This window comes from Planctomycetia bacterium, from assembly GCA_034440135.1.
Taxonomy (GTDB): Bacteria; Planctomycetota; Planctomycetia; order Pirellulales; family JALHLM01; genus JALHLM01.
Genome location: JAWXBP010000243.1, coordinates 17,224 through 35,137 on the forward strand (window position 1 = coordinate 17,224; position 17,914 = coordinate 35,137).

At 61.8% G+C, this 17,914-nt stretch carries 14 protein-coding genes and 1 tRNA gene; 8 read left to right on the forward strand and 7 right to left on the reverse strand.

The window, feature by feature from the left end:
• Positions 1 to 204: 204 nt before the first annotated feature.
• The gene (locus tag SGJ19_14490) at positions 205 to 2,184 is read left to right on the forward strand and encodes a M20/M25/M40 family metallo-hydrolase (GenBank protein ID MDZ4781456.1); all 1,980 of its coding nucleotides are present in this window, start codon (positions 205 to 207) and stop codon (positions 2,182 to 2,184) included.
• 23 nt (positions 2,185 to 2,207) lie between these two features.
• On the forward strand, positions 2,208 to 2,624 hold the full coding sequence (locus tag SGJ19_14495) for a hypothetical protein (protein MDZ4781457.1): 417 nt from the start codon (positions 2,208 to 2,210) through the stop codon (positions 2,622 to 2,624).
• On the opposite strand, the gene SGJ19_14500 is transcribed toward SGJ19_14495, so the two are convergent.
• Positions 2,621 to 3,526, reverse strand: a complete 906-nt coding sequence (locus tag SGJ19_14500; GenBank protein ID MDZ4781458.1) for a serine/threonine-protein kinase — start codon at positions 3,524 to 3,526, stop codon at positions 2,621 to 2,623. The genes SGJ19_14495 and SGJ19_14500 overlap by 4 nt on opposite strands.
• A gap of 370 nt (positions 3,527 to 3,896) precedes the next feature.
• On the opposite strand from SGJ19_14500, the gene SGJ19_14505 reads away from it, so the two are divergent.
• From SGJ19_14505 to SGJ19_14515, 3 genes are all read left to right on the forward strand, one after another.
• Positions 3,897 to 5,006 carry a substrate-binding domain-containing protein gene (locus SGJ19_14505; GenBank protein MDZ4781459.1) on the forward strand — a complete coding sequence of 370 codons (1,110 nt, stop codon included), beginning with the start codon at positions 3,897 to 3,899 and terminating at the stop codon, positions 5,004 to 5,006.
• Between the two features lie 217 nt (positions 5,007 to 5,223).
• On the forward strand, positions 5,224 to 6,405 hold the full coding sequence (locus tag SGJ19_14510; GenBank protein MDZ4781460.1) for an ABC transporter permease: 1,182 nt from the start codon (positions 5,224 to 5,226) through the stop codon (positions 6,403 to 6,405).
• Positions 6,406 to 6,471: 66 nt separating this feature from the next.
• Positions 6,472 to 7,980 carry a sugar ABC transporter ATP-binding protein gene (locus SGJ19_14515; protein MDZ4781461.1) on the forward strand — a complete coding sequence of 503 codons (1,509 nt, stop codon included), beginning with the start codon at positions 6,472 to 6,474 and terminating at the stop codon, positions 7,978 to 7,980.
• A 172-nt stretch (positions 7,981 to 8,152) separates the two neighbouring features.
• On the opposite strand, the gene SGJ19_14520 is transcribed toward SGJ19_14515, so the two are convergent.
• Positions 8,153 to 8,226, reverse strand: a tRNA-Asp gene (locus tag SGJ19_14520).
• Between the two features lie 437 nt (positions 8,227 to 8,663).
• Between SGJ19_14520 and SGJ19_14525 the strand changes: the two genes are divergently transcribed.
• Positions 8,664 to 9,779 (forward strand): DUF1559 domain-containing protein, encoded by a 1,116-nt coding sequence (locus SGJ19_14525; protein ID MDZ4781462.1) that lies wholly within the window; start codon positions 8,664 to 8,666, stop codon positions 9,777 to 9,779.
• 347 nt (positions 9,780 to 10,126) lie between these two features.
• On the forward strand, positions 10,127 to 10,882 hold the full coding sequence (locus SGJ19_14530; protein MDZ4781463.1) for an SDR family oxidoreductase: 756 nt from the start codon (positions 10,127 to 10,129) through the stop codon (positions 10,880 to 10,882).
• Between the two features lie 164 nt (positions 10,883 to 11,046).
• On the opposite strand, the gene SGJ19_14535 is transcribed toward SGJ19_14530, so the two are convergent.
• Positions 11,047 to 12,090, reverse strand: coding sequence for a DUF6655 family protein (locus SGJ19_14535; GenBank protein MDZ4781464.1), 1,044 nt, complete (start codon positions 12,088 to 12,090; stop codon positions 11,047 to 11,049).
• 282 nt (positions 12,091 to 12,372) lie between these two features.
• On the opposite strand from SGJ19_14535, the gene SGJ19_14540 reads away from it, so the two are divergent.
• Complete coding sequence (locus SGJ19_14540; GenBank protein MDZ4781465.1) at positions 12,373 to 13,122, forward strand: PEP-CTERM sorting domain-containing protein; 750 nt, start codon at positions 12,373 to 12,375, stop codon at positions 13,120 to 13,122.
• A gap of 121 nt (positions 13,123 to 13,243) precedes the next feature.
• On the opposite strand, the gene SGJ19_14545 is transcribed toward SGJ19_14540, so the two are convergent.
• The 4 genes from SGJ19_14545 to SGJ19_14560 all read right to left on the reverse strand — a co-directional run.
• Positions 13,244 to 13,747, reverse strand: a complete 504-nt coding sequence (locus SGJ19_14545) for a PIN domain-containing protein (protein MDZ4781466.1) — start codon at positions 13,745 to 13,747, stop codon at positions 13,244 to 13,246.
• Entirely contained in the window at positions 13,738 to 13,950 is a 213-nt protein-coding gene (locus SGJ19_14550) for an antitoxin family protein (protein MDZ4781467.1), read from the reverse strand. Before SGJ19_14550 ends, SGJ19_14545 begins: the two co-directional genes overlap by 10 nt.
• A gap of 120 nt (positions 13,951 to 14,070) precedes the next feature.
• Entirely contained in the window at positions 14,071 to 15,858 is a 1,788-nt protein-coding gene (locus SGJ19_14555) for a c-type cytochrome (GenBank protein MDZ4781468.1), read from the reverse strand.
• A 42-nt stretch (positions 15,859 to 15,900) separates the two neighbouring features.
• A partial coding sequence (locus tag SGJ19_14560; protein MDZ4781469.1) for a PVC-type heme-binding CxxCH protein occupies positions 15,901 to 17,914 on the reverse strand: 2,014 nt, incomplete at its 5' end.

The following is a 17,914-nucleotide window of genomic DNA, read 5'->3' on the forward strand; positions in this document are numbered from 1 at the left end:
AAACGAGGGAATAGGTAATTTCACCCTCCTAACCGGCAGGTTGACGCGGCCCGTCCGGTCCAGAACAATCGACATACATCCACTAACATTCGTTCGCGCAACACCCTCAATCGTGCCGGACGCCACGGCGGCCGGAGGAGACAACGCGTGTCAGTTCGTAGACTTAGTTTCTCGGTATACGTTTTCGCTTCTGCTTGCGCACTCTTGGCTTCCGTAACGCAAGCCGAAACCACGCCGGAGGCCCCGGCCCCGTCCGCAGAAGACCGCGTGCGGGCTTCAGTGACGTTTCTGGCGTCCGACGAACAGGAGGGGCGTGGCGTCGGCACCGAAGGGCTTAACCGTGCCGCCGACTACATCGCACAGCAATTCACCGCACTCGGCTTGAACACGTCCCTTTACGACGGCACGCCGTTTCAGCCGTTCGAGATCGTCACCGGCGCGGAACTGGGTGAAACGCAACGGCTGGCCTGGATTCCGCCAACGACCGCGAGCAACGCCGCCCCGATCGAATTGAAATTCGACCAGGATTTCACGCCGCTGGCCCTCGGCGGCTCGGCGAAGCTCGACCTGCCGTTGGTGTTCGTCGGGTACGGCATCACGGCCAAGGAACACAACTACGACGACTACGCCGGCGTCGACGTCAACGGCAAGGCCGTCATTATTCTCCGGCATGAACCGCAACAGGCGAACCCGCACAGCGTTTTCAACGGCACGGACGATTCCCCATTTGCCGCGCTGACGCGGAAGATCTCGAATGCCTACGAACATGGCGCCGCGGCGGTGATCTTCTGCACGGACGATTTCGCTTTACGAAACGATGTCCGCGAAGGAATGAATCGCATCCAGACCGCGGTGGATGATTTGCGCAAGGCGGAAGACGCCTTCCAAGCGCTGGAGTCTCCGTCGCCGGTGCAAGTCCAGGAGTTTCACGGCCAGGTAGAAAAACTGAGCACACGCCTCAGCGAGTTGGCCAAGGAAGCCGCCGCCGAGCGAGATACGTTGCTCCACTTTCAACACGGCGGACAGCCGGGCCCGGGACGCGAAATCCCGGTATTGCATGGCACGCGCCGCGCGCTTGACCCGGTTATCACCGCCGCTTGCGGGAAGACGTTGGCGGCGCTGGAAGCGGAGATGGACGCCGGCCCCGCACCGCGCAGCCGTGAATTAAACGGCTGGAAGGTGCAAGGCGAAACCCAGGTTCACCGCACGAATGTGCCGGTCAAGAACGTGGTCGCCGTCCTGGAAGGCGAAGGCCCGCACGCCGATGAGACGATCATCATCGGCGCACATTACGATCACCTGGGCTTCGGCGGCGAAGGCTCGTTCGTGCCGCATTCGCAGGAAATCCATAACGGCGCGGACGACAACGCCTCGGGCACGGCGGCGCTGTTGGAAGTCGCGCGGTTGCTCGCAACGCGGCCGGAGAAATTGGGACGTCGCGTCGTGTTCATCGCCTTCACCGGCGAGGAGCGCGGCCTGTTCGGGAGCGCTCAGTACGTGCGGCAACCGCTGTTTCCGCTCGAAAACACGGTGGCAATGCTCAACATGGACATGGTCGGCCGCCTGCGCGACGACAAGTTGATCATCCAGGGCGTCGACACGTCGCCGGAATTCGGCGTGATTATCGACAAGCTCAATGAGTCGGCGAAATTCCAGCTCACCAAACAGCCCGGCGGCAACGGACCCAGCGACCACGCCTCGTTCTACCCGCAGAACATCCCGGTGATGCACTTCTTCACCGACCTGCATGACGACTACCATCGGCCCAGCGACGACATCGATAAAGTCAACTTCGCTGGCGCGGAGCGTGTGGCGCAAATGGTCGCCGCTTCGGCGGCCGAAATCGCCGCACTCGACGTTCGTCCCGGATACATCGCCGTCGCTCCGACGTTTTCGATCCAGCCGGGCCGCGGTGGCGACCGCCCTTACTTCGGCAGCGTCCCTGATTTCGCGCAAGCTCAGCCCGGCTATGCCCTCAGCGGCGTCACGAAAGGCGGGCCCGCGGAGAAGGCCGGCCTGCTGGCGGGCGATGTGATTATCAAGCTGGGTGAAAGCAAGATTGGCAACCTCGACGACTTCGATAGCGCCTTGCGCAAATTCCAGGCGGGCGACAAAGCGCCAGTCGTGGTGCGTCGCGGCGAGCAGGAACTCACGTTTGAAGTGGAGTTGGAAAAGCCCCGGTAATTGATTCCGCGAGAACGTCCACTTTGCCACTCTATCCGCGATTGCCGCTGGAACCTTCTCTGTACGCGAGACAATTCTCGCTGCGGCATTTGTTGATTGCGCTCACGGCGACCTGCATCGCGCTGGTCTTCTTCGACTATGGCGGCCTGCCGCGAATGCTGCTGGGCGTCACGCTGACGCTGCTCTGCCTCACCGCCGGCGCCGGGGGCATCGCGCGCTTGAGGCCGGTTCCCGCGACGATCATCGTCGCCAATGTTTGGCTGGCCAGCTTCGCCGTGGTCGTGGTCTACGTCCTCCAAGCCAGCTTTCGCCGCCTGGTCGCCAACACATTTTCCATCACCGACGAAGGCTACGTGCTGATCTTCGCCTGGTACGCGGCGATTCTCCTTTTCGGCATGGGCTGCGGCTGGCTGATGGCAGTGGTGCGTGAACGCGGCTAGCCGCGTTGCACGATGCCCCGATCGACAAAGCGGTCGATTTCCCAGCGAACCAGTTCCTCGACCAGTTCGGCCGGCGTGGGTCGTCGCAGGGGATCCTTCGATAACAAGCGCCGCGAAAGCGCGATCAATTCCCGCGGCAGGTCCGGCCGCTCTGCGCCGAGGTCCGGCATCGCCCCATGCACGTGCTGAGAGGCCAGTTCGGAGAGTGTCGCGTTGTTGAACGGAAGTCGCCCCGCGAACAGGCGATACAGGGTGATCCCCAAGCTATAGACGTCGCTCTGCGGGTCGACGCCGGCGCGCGACCTGAATCGCTCCGGAGCGGCATATTGGGGCGTGCCCAGCCATTGCCGCGAATCAATGCCTGGCTCCTCGTCGCGCTGGCAGGCGAAGCCCAGATCAATCAGCGTGGCATGGCCCGTCGGGGAAACCATCATGTTGCCAGGTTTCACGTCGCCATGCCGATAGCCCTTGGCCGCCAGGGCGGCCAGCGCGCCGGCGATCTGCCGGAGGATGGCCAGCCCCGCGGGCAGCGAGAATTGCTGTCCCTGGGCCAGCCGATCCGCCAGCGTAGCGCCGGACAACAGCGGCATCACCAAGTACGCCGGCTCGATCTGCAATTGCGCCGCGAACACCGCCACGAGATTGGGGTGACTCGCTGCCGCCGCCGCGCGGGCTTCGCGTTCCAGCAAAGAACGGCCGCCAGCTTTGTCGACGCGGAGTAACTTCACCGCGTGACCAGGGGCGACATTGACGAGTTGCGCAAGTCGCGCGCTGTAAACGCGGGTGAATTCCCCCTCGCCCACCAACCGGCACAACTGCCAAGGTCCGACGCAACGTGCGGCTGGCGCCTGTTGGCGCTGAACTGCGACGGAGTCGGCGAGTCGATCGACGGCTGGAGACATAGTAAACGGCGCACGTGCGGAATGCGGCTGAGCGCGTGCCGCTCTCGGTCTCCTTCGGTTCCCCGACGAAGCGGAGTTGAGCCTTGCTCACGTCTCTCCGTCGATTTAGAATCGCCGGTTCGCCATCCGTGGATTCACCCCGGATATACGGAGTAGAAGGATCAACGATTGAGCAGCCGCCACCGTGCAGTTGCATTTCCCACTCGGTCCCCAACTCTGTGCCTCCGCGGTGAATCCTCAGAAAATGGCGACGAAGCAAGGTTGACCGGTTGTAGCGGAATTCTGCTGGCGGAGTCCGCGAGCGATCTCGTCTCGATTCATGTTCTTGAAACCACGGCCGATCCACGGCCCCAGGCGGGAGGTAAGGCGGATGATTGATCGTCGAAATTGGTTGGCGGGCTGCGGCGCGCTGGTGGCTGGCTGCGTGATCCTTTCCGGCTGCGGCCAAGGCGGCTCGAAGACGGATGGGGGCGCTGCGCAATCGTCGACTTCCGGCAGCGGCGAAACGCGGCGCGTGATCATCCTGACCAACGGCGACGATCCGTTCTGGGACGCGATGCGGGCCGGCATGCAGGACGCTGAAAAGGAACTCGACCTCGCCAAAGCGGGATTGAAAGCCGAGCTCGACAAGAACGACGGCACCGACAAAGGCCAGGCCGACAAGCTGCAGCAATACGCCAATCAGACCGACATCGCCGCCGTGGCAATCTCCGTCATCGACGCCAAGAACGTCGCCGTCGCCGAGGGGATGCGTAAGCTGCAAGCGCAAGGCATCAAAGTGCTGACGGTCGACTCCGATGTGGATCGTGATCGCTCGCGTGACGCGCGGTTCGCCTATCTCGGCACCGACAACATTGAAGGGGGCCGCGAGCTCGGCAAGGCCGCCAAGGGGCTGCGTCCCGAGGGCAAGTACGTCTGCTTCGTCGGCCACAAAAGCGCCGCCAACGCAATTGAGCGCATTACCGGTTTCGCCGAAGGGGCCGGCGAGAAGTTCGCCGCCGCCGAAGACACGCTGGGCGACGAAATGGATCTTTCGGTCGCCGACAGAAACGTCCGCGACGCCCTGGAACGCCACGCCGACTTGAACGTGCTCGTCGGCATCTGGGCCTACAACGCCAACGCCATCTCCTCAACGGTCAAGGACCGCAACGTCAAGGACAAAACCACGGTCGTCGTCTTCGACGCCGCCCCCAAAGCGATCACACACATGGAGGCCGGGCTGATCGACGCGATGGTCGTCCAGAACCCGTATCAGATGGGCTTCGACGCCACGAAGCTGATGAAGGCCATGATCGAGGACGATCAAACCACGATCAAGTCGATGCTCCCGGACGGCGACGTGATCGTCACCGGACTCAAAGTCGTCGTACCGGACGAATCCTCGCCACTGAAAAAAGATATGTTCTCCGCCGGCACGGAATTCCTGACCCTCAAAGAATTCAAAGCCTGGCTCGACGCGAAACACCTGGCCGGGTCATAGGTCGTTTAACCGCGAAATGCGCGAAAATGACGCGAAAATGGGATTGCTGTGGAGCGTCACTTCGGCAGCGTCATCAAACACAACGAATCAAGGTTGTCGAAAAAATGCAGTGTGCAGTAGTGCGTTGACTGGAGCTACTTCGTTTTCACTTTTCGCGCCATTTCGCGCGTTTCGCGGTTAAATCCCTTTCTCCTTATCCCTCCACCTCCTCCGCTCCGTGCGACAATTCCGCAACGAATTCGGACTCATCCTGGCGATCATCGCGGTGATTGCCGTGACGATGTTCGCGAATCCGTCCTATCTACAGAAGCCGGTCGACAACGCCCACGAGATTTTGCGACAAACGTCGCTCTTAGGTATCTTCGCGCTCGGCGCGGCGATCGTGATCATCTCCGGCGGCATCGATCTTTCGGCCGGGTCGGTGATCGCCTTCAGCGGATCGATCTGCGCGCAGACGTTTTATCTGCTTGCGCCCGAAGGAGTTCGCGGCATCCCCGATACGGGCGACTTGAGTCTCGGCGTGTTCGCCGCCGGCATCGGCGCGGCGCTCGCGGTCGGTTTCTTGATCGGCACTCTGCATACGTGGCTGATTACCATCGTCGGGCTACCGCCGTTCGTGGCGACATTGGCGTCGTTGGTCGGTTTGCGCAGTTTGGCGAAGGTCTTGAACCAGGAAATCACGCGCTCGCTGGGCAATCAATCGACGAAACTCAACGTCGACGATCCGGCGTTTATCGAGCTTGGCCGCACGTGGTGGATTCCGCTGGTGATCTTTCTGGTGCTCGGCGCACTCGCCTGGCTGCTGATGAATCGTACCGTGGTCGGCCGGCACTTGTACGCGATGGGCGGCAACGAGCAGGCCGCGCGCTTGAGCGGCATCCGCACGGATCGGCTCAAATGGCTCGCCTATTGCCTGGGCGCCATGACCGCCGCCATCGCTGGCGTGCTGTACACCGCCGAGGTGGGCATCGCCGATCCCGTCACGCAAGGACGCGGCTATGAGTTGAACGCCATCGCGGCCTCCGTCGTCGGCGGGTGCAGTCTGCAAGGGGGCGTGGGGCTGATTCCCGGCGTGATGCTCGGCGTGTTGTTCCTGCGCGTGGTCATCGACTCCGTCGCCAAGGTCGTCGGCTCCGGCTCCGACGACTACGAAGGGCTGATCGTCGGCTTCCTCGTCGTCCTGGCCGTGACGTTCAACGAATTGCGTTCGATGCGCGAGCTCGTCCAAAAAAGCTTCTTCCCCGGCATGCTCGGCTGGATCACGGTCCCCACGCTCGCCGTCCTGATCGGCACGGTCACGCTCGTGATGGGCGGCCGCAACGTCGGGCTTTCAGCGGGCATCGCCGCACTAGGAATTCTTGGCGCCGTAAAAATCTGGGAAGAGACGAGGGGAAAGTGATGAGTGATCGGCGGGGAGCCCAAAACACTGAAAACTGAACACTGAAAACTTCAAACTCCTCCCCCCATGCCGCTCATCTCGATTCGCCACATCACGAAACGTTATCCGGGCGTCACCGCGCTCGACGACGTTTCGTTTGATCTGCTGCCTGGCGAGTGCCATGCCGTCGTAGGGGAGAACGGCGCGGGCAAAAGCACGTTGATGAAGATTCTCTCCGGCGTGATCCCCGACTACGACGGCGAGATTCATATCGACGGTCAGGCTGCCCGTTTCCAGGGCACGCGCGACGCCGAGGCCGCCGGTATCGGCATCATTCACCAGGAATTGAACCTGGTGGAACAACTCTCGGCCGCGGCCAACATCTTCCTCGGGCGCGAAAAGCACGGTCGACTTGGATTTCTCCACGAACGCGAGATGGAGGACGCCGCCGGCAAGCTGCTCGCGCAGTTGGAATGTCACGTCAGCCCGCGCGCGAAGGTCGGTACGCTGCGCGTCGGCGATCAACAGTTGATCGAGATCGCCAAGGCGCTCTCGCTCGACGCCGAAGTGCTGATTATGGACGAGCCGACGAGCGCCCTCACCGAGACGGAAGTCGCGCGACTTTACCGCGTCATTGGCAAGCTGCGGGAACGCGGCGTCACCATCGTCTATATCTCGCACAAGCTCGATGAAGTGTTCCGGTTGGCGAACCGCATCACGATTCTCCGCGACGGGCGATTCGTAAAAACGCTCGACCGCGCCGCCACCAACGCCGGTGAACTCACGCAGCTCATGGTCGGCCGGGAAATCGCGTCGGTCGACTTGGGCGGCGAGCGCTGCGCCGCCGATGAAGTGCTGCGCGTGGAAAACCTCTCGCTGCCGTGGCCGGGTCACGCCCGGGCGTGGCGGTTGAAAAACATCAGTTTCCACCTGAAGCGCGGCGAGATCCTCGGCTTCGCGGGACTGATGGGCGCGGGCCGCACCGAACTGCTGGAATGCCTGTTCGGCGCGTCGGCCGATCGCCCTCAGGGGAACATCTTGCTGGAAGGCCGCGCGGTCCAATTCCACACGCCGGCCGCCGCCAAACAGGCCGGCATGGCGCTCGTGACCGAAGACCGGAAGCGGCTCGGATTGTTCGCCCGGATGAACGTCGGGCACAATATTACGATGTGCAGTTTGCCGGAGGCGACCACGACCGGAATTCTTAGCCGCCCGCGGGAACGGCAGATGGCCGAAGGGAGTGTCGCGCAGCTCGGCGTGAAAACCGCCGGCATTCGGGCGGCGATTACCAGCCTCTCCGGCGGCAATCAGCAGAAGGCCATTATCGGCCGCTGGCTTCTGGCCCGACCCAAGGTGCTGCTGCTGGACGACCCCACTCGGGGCGTGGACGTCGGCGCCAAGGCCGAGCTGTATCAACTCATCGACCGACTCTGCCGCGACGGGCTGGGCGTGATCGTCACCAGCAGCGAGCTGCCGGAACTGCTCACCCTCTGCGACCGAATTCTGGTCCTCTGTGAGGGCCGCCTCACCGGCGAATTCAGTCGGGCCGAGGCCACCGAAGAACGCATCATGCACGCGGCGACCTTGCGAGAGTAAGCCGCTCGATTGTCCCGCTACGTCGTCGCCGAAGTTAAGCCCAGGGAAGGCCCTCGTTATCGTGGGCGATAGCTACGCTGTCGGTGGCCTTCCCTGGGCTTGGCGGTCAACAGCGTTGGCGCAAAACAAAACCCGGAAGCTCTTGAATGACAAGAACTTCCGGGCCGTGTAGCGAGGGCGACGGGGCTCGAACCCGCAACCACCGGATCGACAGTCCGGTACTCTAACCAATTGAGCTACGCCCCCAAGCTCCCCCATGGGAGTCCTCTATCATAATGTCGGCCGGCGCGTTGGCAAGGGCGTGAAAAAACCGCGGCGTGGAAGCGTTTCCAGTATTTCGTCCAGTTCGTTGACGACGCTCTCCAAGCCCAGGGAAGGCCCTCGGCAGCGCAGCTATCGCCGACGGTCTTCGGTGGCCTTCCCTGGGCTTAACCGGCGCGCGGCGGTAACTCCGTTGCGCCGGCCAAACCCATTTGCAATCGACAATCTGGACAGTCCGCCGGCGTCGCAAGTTCGCTCTGTCACGGCTGTCGGAGCTTCGTCACGGGGCTGGTCAGGCCGCAAAAACCGGAAAAACGGCGGCAAAAGACTAGCATTATTTGTAGTATGTCGCGATAATTTCTGGTGGGTCGGTGTTCGGGCAAATGGGGCGGGACCGAGTTGTCAACAAAGGAAGGTAGAGAATGAGCGCGCGGAAACAACGAACCGGTTTCACGTTGGTCGAATTGTTGGTGGTCATCACCATCATCGGAATGCTGGTCGCCATGCTGCTGCCGGCGGTGCAAAATGCCCGCGAAGCCGGCCGCCGGGCGCAGTGCATTAACAACCTGAAGAACGTCACACTCGCGATCCAAAACTTCGAAAGCGGGAAGCAGCGCTTCCCTGGCATTCGCGAACACCTCGGGATCGCTACGACCGGACAAAGCAGCGGCAAGCAGATCAAAGGCAGTTGGGCGTTCATGATTCTGCCGCAGTTGGATCGCAACGACCTGTATCGTGCGTACACAAAGAAGACTCCTGAAGACGCAAACGATTTCATCTACCTCGGCAACCCTCCGGTTCCGACGGAGAGCTTGGAGATCATGGTCTGTCCGAGCAATCCGAGCGAGTCGGCAGGCGGCACTCCGCTGAGTTATGCAGTGAATGCCGGCGCCCCGGATCTCCGGCTCACCAGCGAAGATGACGCGATGGTTACGGCCGTAGACGGTCCGGCAAATGGCGTGTTCCATGAAAATGACCCGTTCTTCCAACCGTCATCGCAGGTCAATGCCAACGGCCAACCGCAGAAACCGCGCAAGCTCGTGAAGATGAACACGAGCGCGATCAGCGCCAACGATGGGTCGGCCACGACGATCATGTTGGCCGAACGGGTTGAAAATGGCAACTGGACCGACACGGGCTCCATCAATAGCAGCACGCCGAATCCATTTGACCCACAGCGCCAGACCGTGCCCGCGGAGGTGTTCACCGGTATCTGCTGGATTCCGTTGAACTCCGCCAATAACGAGCAGTTGCCCGCTCCAGCGACCGATTTTGAAATGAACGGTATTAAGCCGCCGTTCGAGGAGACCGACAAGAACCTGAATTACCACGATGTGCGTCCGTCGAGCTACCACCCGGGTGGCGTCGTTGTCGCGTTCGTGGACGGTCACGTTTCGTTCTTGAACGACGGGATTCCATACAACGTTTACTCGCAGTTGATGACGCCGAACGGCGCCCGCGCTTATCGCCCATTGGACGGTATGGCCACGCCGATTCGCCAGCCTCTCAATCAGGCTGATTACGCTAGCGGACAGTAGTCGGAAGCAAGCCAACTCGATACGCCATGCCCCCAGGGGAGCGAGAATTCGCTCCCCTGGTTCGTTTTCCGTAGTTGGCATGAGTGTCTATCTGGCCCGCTCACACTAGCCCGACGCGCAAGCGAGGGGGAGCGGACGTCGAACATGAGTACGGACGGTACTCTCAGCCGACGTCAACTCCCCCTCGCTTGCGCGTCGGGCTAGTGGAGGTCCTTGCGCGGGCGCATTAAGCGTGGTCGAGCTAGCGTGGCAGGCTAAACCTTCGCCCGCTTGCGTGCTTGCGCGGCGCGCTTTAGGATCGGCGGCTCGTTGAGCAACGATTTCTTCCTTCGCGCGGCAATCCATCGATGGCACTTTCACTCGCAGGGCATGTGGCGCTCGTCACCGGCGGTTCCCGGGGCCTTGGCAAACTCATGGCGCTGACGCTCGCCCGTTCCGGCGCGAAGGTCGGCGTCAACTATTTCAACAACGCCGCGAAGGCCGAGGCCACGTTGGCGGAATTGCACGCCGCCGGCGGCGCGGGCGTCTTGGCGCACGGCGACGTGTCCACCGAGGAAGGCGTGAACAGCGTCTGCGAAAAGGTCGCCGCGGAGCTGGGCCCGATCGACATCCTGGTCGTCAACGCCACGCCCAATCAGCCGATGCTGCCGATCGAGGAATACACCTGGCAGCACTACCAAACGATGATCGATTTCTTCATCAAGAGTCCGTATTTGCTCACCAGCGCCGTGCTGCCGCACATGAAGCAGAAACAATGGGGCCGCGTCATCAACATCGGCAGCGAGGTCTTCGCGCGAGGTGTGGGCAATTTCAGCGCCTATGTCTCCGCCAAGGGAGGCCAGGCCGGCTTCACGCGTAGCATGGCGACGGAACTGGCGCCGTTCGGCATCACGGTGAACCTCGTCGCGCCGGGCTGGATTCCCGTCGAACGCCACGAGACGGACCCGAAAGATATGAAGGACGCCTACCTGAACTTGATCCCGATGCGGCACTGGGGCACGCCGCAAGACGTGGCCGACGCGGTGCTGTATTTCGCCAGCGAGGAAGCCGGGTTCGTCACCGGACAGACGATCAGCGTTAACGGCGGGATGACGCTGAATTGAGGAGGGGGGAGGGAGAGGAGTGCGGAGGAGTAAAGGAGTTGGTGCTTAGCGTCGTCGTCGAATTTAAGCCCAGGGAAGGCCCTCGAAGACTTCTCCATCATCGAAAGTCAACGGTGGCCTTCCCTGGGCTTTAGCAGCGCTCTAGCTGATTCAACGCCGCGCGCTTACGGACTCGCGTTTTTCGGCGGGCTCGTGCCGGCTGGCGGTGCTGGCGGAATTGATTGCGGCGCCGTCTGCGCCGTGGGCGGCGGTAGACGTCCGTCCGACGGTGGAACCGGCAACGGCGTCGCGGCGGCTGTCGCTGCGGGGAGCGCGGCCGGGGGCGTTTCGGGCGGCTGTGCGTTCGGCGCCGCCGGTGTTGTTGCAGCGGGCGCGGTGTGCGTCGCTTGCATCACCGTTGATGGCGCCGCGCCTTCAGGCGTGGGGCGCGGCGGGGCTTGGAAAATGGTTTCCGACGTCACGTTTGCCAGCGTTTGGCGGTTCGGGCCTTTTTCGTTGCCCTTCTGCTTGGATTTTCCACGCGCGAACGGCGTAAGCACTTCGGCGCCGACGAAGTTCGTACCGTCATAGATAGAACCGCGCTGGAACGGGCCGATGCCGAGAATCCAGGTGTCTTTGGCGTCGCTCGTGACCATTGCCACGCCCGATTGCCAGACGCGTTTGCCGGATTCTTGCTCGTAGGCGAAGACCGCGATTTTGGCGACGCCCTTTTGATCCGTGCTCTTGGCGAAGGGAATCTCCGGAATCACCGGCGGCACGCCCGTCGCCGCGACCGCGACTGGCAAGTTCACCGCCGGCACGCCGACCGTGATGTCGTGGCGATCGGTGCCGATCGCGCCGGCTCGGGCTTCGACAATGTACTCTGCTTTCATTCGATCGGTTTGCAGCACGCAGCCGTGATGGAGCAGGTGCTGTCGCAGCGTACTGATGAGATACTTCTCGTCGACCGCGCCGGCCAAATACTGCGGGTCGAAATAGATGTTCTTGCCGGCGATCGGTCCGAAGTCCAATTGGGCGACCGCCTGGTCGACAGCGTTGGAAATCAGCAGTTGCTCGCTGGCGGTGCGCGTTGTGTCGGAACGGCGGGTGACGCCACAGCCCGACATCAGGACGGCAATCGCCAACATCGCCCAAGCGCCCGCGAACGGCGCATGGCGAGCGATGTCGCCGGATTGCAGTTCGTGTTTTGCCGGGGTTAGTCGAGGCATGATAGGCGTGCGGTGAAATGCCAGAATTGCGGTCCCCCATGCTGGCGGCGGAGGCGAGATTGTAGCGAACCACGCCGAACCACCAAACACGTATTGCAGCGCGTTGATCCGTGCCGTCCTTCCTAACCTTCCCAGTCTCCGGCCCAGGAAGTAGCTGATTCGCAAACGACCATGTTTGTTAACACGATCGCGAGTTTTTCCTTGACAGCCGCCGGGCCCCCGTGTAGAATCAATAACGGACGATGTTTCCGATTGCGCGGAAGTTACAGGCGGGGAAATGCCATGTTGAAGCGGTTGCTGAGCTTTACCGCCGCGCTGGGCTTGTTGCTGAGTGCGGACGTTTCGTCCGCCGCCTCGTTGATGATCGATGACTTCGAGAATCCCACGCCGGCCGGTGTTCTGCTGATCGGCGTCAATCAGCCCAATGGCAAGCCGTTTCAGGAGTTGGGAGCGCCGATCACCATCGGCAACCAGCGCGACGTGATGGTCGAAGTGCTGGGTACGCCCAAAGCGAACTCCGCCCAAGTGCTGATCGGGCACGACGACGATCTGTTCGACCGCGGAATCTTTCAATTCGCCACGGCGTCGGATCCGGCTTCGGTTGTGACCCTGCAATACGACGGTGAAGACGTCAACACCGAGGAACTGGATAACGCCCACGCGCTCCAGCAGTTGGTGCTGCCGGACGGCGGCATCACGATCAATTTCCTGAGCGTCGACGCGCCGGTCAGCGGGAATCTGGATGTGATTATTCGGCTCTCCAGTAACGGAGTGCAGGCGACCTACTCGGGCGAAGTCGGCGAAACCGGCGACCCGAGCGAATTGTACGCCCCCTACTTGGAATTCGATGTCGAAGACGGATTCAACTTCGCCGACGTCAACAGTTTCGAATTCGTCTTCAACTCCGCCGGCCAGGTCGACGTCGATTTCGTCGTCGATCAAATCTGGACCGTCGTGCCAGAACCGAGCACCTGGGCGCTGGGCCTGCTCTCGCTTGTCGGCATTGCGATCGCACGGCGTGTTCGCCGGTAGTTGGCGTGCGAGATTCGTTGCGTTGGCCGTTAGGTCGCCCGACTGGTCCTCACGATGCTGGGGAGACCTGCGAATTGCACGCCGTTTCATCCGGCGTTCCCGATCGCTTTGCCCGCAATCCTTACGGCGAGAATCGAAGGACAGTTTGCAGCCGGTCGAAATCATCGTCGCGCGTGGCAATGCAACGAATTCCAAGCGAATTCATTGTCGCCGCGATCAGAGCGTCGTTCGTTAGCAGGCCATGAGATTGGCTCAGTTCCGTAGCTCGAATGACCAACTGTTCGCCGGTCGGAGCAATCTGGATATTGAGCTTGGGAATCATGCGTACGGCGTCCGCGAATTTTCGCAAAGTCTTTATTTCGGTGGCGCTTTTCCGTAGCCGCTGAGCGATTCCGGCGACCGGCCAACCGTAGACTTCACAGGCCTCGATCGTCATCAGACGATGCGACACTTCGGCAAGCACTGCCGACGAAGTTACTCCCATCACGTCCTGCCGCTCGATCCTCTCCAAGAACTCAATACATGCAGTCGCGTAAACTGGGTGTGCGCTCAACCCATAGATAAAGATGTTCGCGTCAACGAATACCGAATCGCCAGGCGGAATATCCGCAAGTGCTAGTGACATTCGGGCAACCCAAATTCAGGGTCGAGCGCGATCTGATCCAGTGATTCCGTGGTTCCCGTCCAGTGAATCAGACCCAACATACTTCGCGCCACACTTTGACTTGGCACGATTTCGATTCGCACTCGCGAGCCGGGCTCGATCGGCAATGGATGATCGAGTTTGAGCAGGCCATTTTCGTAAACGGCTTCGGCGTGGATATTCATGATCGAACTCGCGGTCCAGAACGGTGCATCAAATCCATTATACCACGCGGCGCATTTGACGGCCCGGCACGCGGCGCCATTCCCGGCCGAACGCTACTCAGGCGACCCAAATCGATTCCGCTACGCCCCGCCAACCACTTCGAACTGCGCCGTCGATTCCGCTGGGCGATGGAACTGCACGCGGAGTTCCGGGTCCGATTGACCGGAGACTTCCACGCGGAGAATGATCGCGTGCCGGCCAGGCTCGAGCTCGGTCTCGAACTCGGTTTCGCTTTGAAACGGTTGCTCGTCGACCCAGGCTTGCACGGGCTCCGAGGATTCAATCTTTACGCCGATCGCGCCGCCCTCGTTAACTTGGAGCTCGCCGCGAAGGATCAGAACCTTGGGCTGGTCGCCTTGGCGCAACTCGGCGAGCGGCAACTTGCCGGCGACTTTTCCATAAGCCGGCGCCCAGGCGTACTCGGCGCCGCCGAGGACGAATTGGCGGATGTTTTCCAGGTGCGGAACAGATGAAGTCAACTCCGCGGGCGGGTTGAGCATGACGCGCCAGCGCTGCATCGTCGGCACCGTTTGCACGGCGTAGTCGCCGGGTTTTCCGAGTTCGGATACGAACTTGATCAAGTCCAACAATTCGTCGCGCGTGAGAAACTTGGTCAGGCCAGTCGGCATCATCGTGGGGCCTTCCGCTTCGGCCTCGACGTCCGAGGTGGGAATCACAACCAAGTTGCCTTGGGCGTCGCGGAGGCGAATGCGGTTTTCGTCCCGATCGATCAACACGCCGGAGAGCTGTAGACCGTCTGACGTTTCGAAGATGCGGGTGACGAACTGTTCCTTAATGGCAAGATTCGGATTGAGAATTGAATTCGCCATGTAATCGAGCGGCGACGATCCGCCAACGGCGCTCAAGTCCGGCCCGACCTGGCCGCCGGCGCGGCTGACGCTGTGGCAACGCATGCAACTGAGATCGGCGCGGCGAAAGATCCGCTCGCCGCGTTCCGCGTTACCGTGTAATTCGACGGCGGCGACGATTTCGGCCACTTGCTCGGGCGTCGGCGGCATATCGTCCGACGAGACGCCCGCGGCGGCGCTCAACACGTCCGACAGGGCCGCGTCGCTGCGACCGACTGAGTACATATAGCGCAAAGCGCGCTTCGCGACGTCGACTTGGAGCTGCTGTTGCGACAACGCGTGCGCTAGTTGATCCGGCCCTTCCTTGCGCTGGAAAAACGCATTCATCAGCGGGCCGGGATCGTCTTCCGGCGTGGCCGCGGCCAAGACCTTCGCCGATTGCACGGCGGCGAGTTCCAGATCGACGCCGATCAAACCCGCCGCGGCCTGCATGCGCGTGGCGACGCCGGGCGCCGCCTCGGAGAGTTTGAGCAACGCCTCGCGATTCGCCTCGCCGCCGATGGACACCAGCCCCGCGATGGCCGCGCGCTGGAGATCGGCCGCGGCGTGATCGCTCGTGGCGAGTTTCCGCAGTGCAGGGGCCGCCGCCTCCACGCGGCAGGCCGCCGCAAGTCGGACTGCGGCTAGCTGCACCTTCGCGTCATCGAATTCGGTCAGCGCCGCGAGGTCCTGCAGATCCCCTGAGGGAATCACCTTGCGCGAGAGCGCCGCGTCGGTCAATCCGGCCATCGCTGTCAGCCGCAGCTCGGGCGTCATCGCGTCGGACTTCATCACGTTGTCGAACACGACGCGCAAGTCGAACTCATTGCCGCGGCTGCAGATCATTTCGACGACCGTCGGTTGACGTTCCGCCGGCAATCGTCCGCCGCGGTAGAGCTTCATCAGCGGACCCACCGTCGAGGGCGGCTCTTCCGCCGCGCGCAACGTCGTCGAGGAGCAAAGCATCGCCGCCGAGCACAACAGCGCGCCGATGTGCGCGCGGGAACACCTACGCAACATGAATCACCATCTTCTACGCGCTACTTCGGGGCCTCGGAGAAACTACTCTCCGCCGGCCGCTTTCACGCGACGTTCCAAAGTCTTCTCGGTTTCCGACAGCGAATATTTGATGAACGGATCATCGGGATGCAACAGCGCCTCGACGGCGATCTCCGCCGCGCGACTCGCCTGCTCGCCGGAGAAGTAGCTCAATCCCCAGATTGACAGTAACCGCACCCGTGGATGCTCGTCGTTTACGCCTGCCGAGAGCAGGTCGAGCGATTCAGGCACGCGATCGCGCCAGGCGACCAAGACCCGCACGGCCGCGGCGCGAGCGCGGAAGTCCGGCGATGTCAACACGTCGGTCAGCAGTTGCTGATTCACGACGTTGTGATTCTGGTGCAGCCAGAGCCCTTCCAGGCGATGGTGCTCGTATTCCGGGTCGGCGGAATCAAGCTTCGCCACCCAGGCTTGCGCGGCGGTAATCACTTCGGCGCTGTCGCGGCTGCCCAATTCGATTCGCGTGCGATACCGCACCCGATCGTCGGGCGACTTAAGCAGGTCCAACAGTTTATCGATCGGCTCGTCGGCGATCTTCACGGGCTTCAGCAGCTCGCGCGAGACATGCCGAACACGGTATACGCGACCATGCTCCTGATCGCGATTGGGATCGCGCAGGTTGTGTTGCATGTGACCGATGATGGGGTTCTGCCAATCGGTGAAGTAGATCGCGCCGTCCGGCCCGGTTTCCACGTCCGCCGGTCGGAAACTGGCGTCCGACGAATACACGATCGGATCAAGCTCCACGGCCGAGAAACTGGAATCCAGGTCGTCGACCTTGTAACGCAAAATGCCTTGAAAACCGATCACGTTGTTGACCAGCAAGTTTCCGCGGAACTCCTCCGGGAAATGGGAGCTCGCCAACACTTCGGCGCCGGAGCAAGGACGCGTGCGTTGCCGATAAACCTTTGGCGGCGCGCCGTGTTTGTGCGGATAGTCGACGTCGCCGGAGAACAACACGCCGTGATAGGGATCAGAACCGGTGCCGTCCCAGACGATGTCCTGTCCCCAACGATCAAACACGTGGCCGTGCGGATTGGCAAAGCCGAACGACACGTACACGTTGAACTTCTGCGCCCGCGGCTCATAGCGGAACACAGCGCCGTTCGCCACGCGCCGCGGCGACCCCCAAGGGGATTCCACTTGCGTGTGATGGAACGTCCCTTCCTGGAAGTAGAGCGCGCCACCTGGATCGAACGTGAAGCTGTTCGCGGTGTGATGCGTATCGGCGGTATCGAGCCCATGCACGATGCGTTCTTTCACGTCGTAACGATCGTCGCCATTCGTATCGGACAGATACAACAAGTCCGGGCCTTGCGCCACGATCACGCCGCCGTTCCAGAATTCGAAGCCGGTCGGGTTGTGTAAGTCGCCGGCGAACGTCAGGCATTTGTCGGAGCGACCGTCGCCGTTGGTGTCTTCCAGAATCAGCAACTTGTCGTTCATCGGCTGCGTCGGTTTCCAGTGCGGATAGGTCCGCCAGCAGGCGACCCAAAGCCGTCCCTTGGCGTCAAACGACATTTGCACCGGGTTCACCAACTCGGGAAACATCGATTCGTCGGCGACCAGTTCAACCTTGAGGTCGGCGCCAGTGGTCATCTTTTCGATGGCCGCTTCGCCGCTCAGGAAGAGGTGCTTACCGCCCGGCAGTTCGCCCGGCTTGTTGCTGACGACCGGGATGAACTCCGGGAGTTTGGTTTCTTCCTTCGTGGTCGGCTTGCCTTGCGCCGTCTGCCAAATCACTTTGTCGCCGGCAGATGTGAGCGCGTCGATCACTTCCAGTTCGCGTTGCACGACCGAGTAGTTGGAAAGCCCGTCTCCATACCCGCCGGGGCCTTCGGAGAACTTCAAGAAAGCGCGATCGCCGAACGTCGAGTAGCCGTCCACCGCCCGATAGCGGTTGAACCAATAGAAGTTCTTGTCCACCACCGCGGCCCGCAGCGCTTCCAGCGCGGCGGCGTCGCGTTTGATCATCGGGCCGTTCGGGAACAACTGCTGTTCGATCGCCGCGGCGATC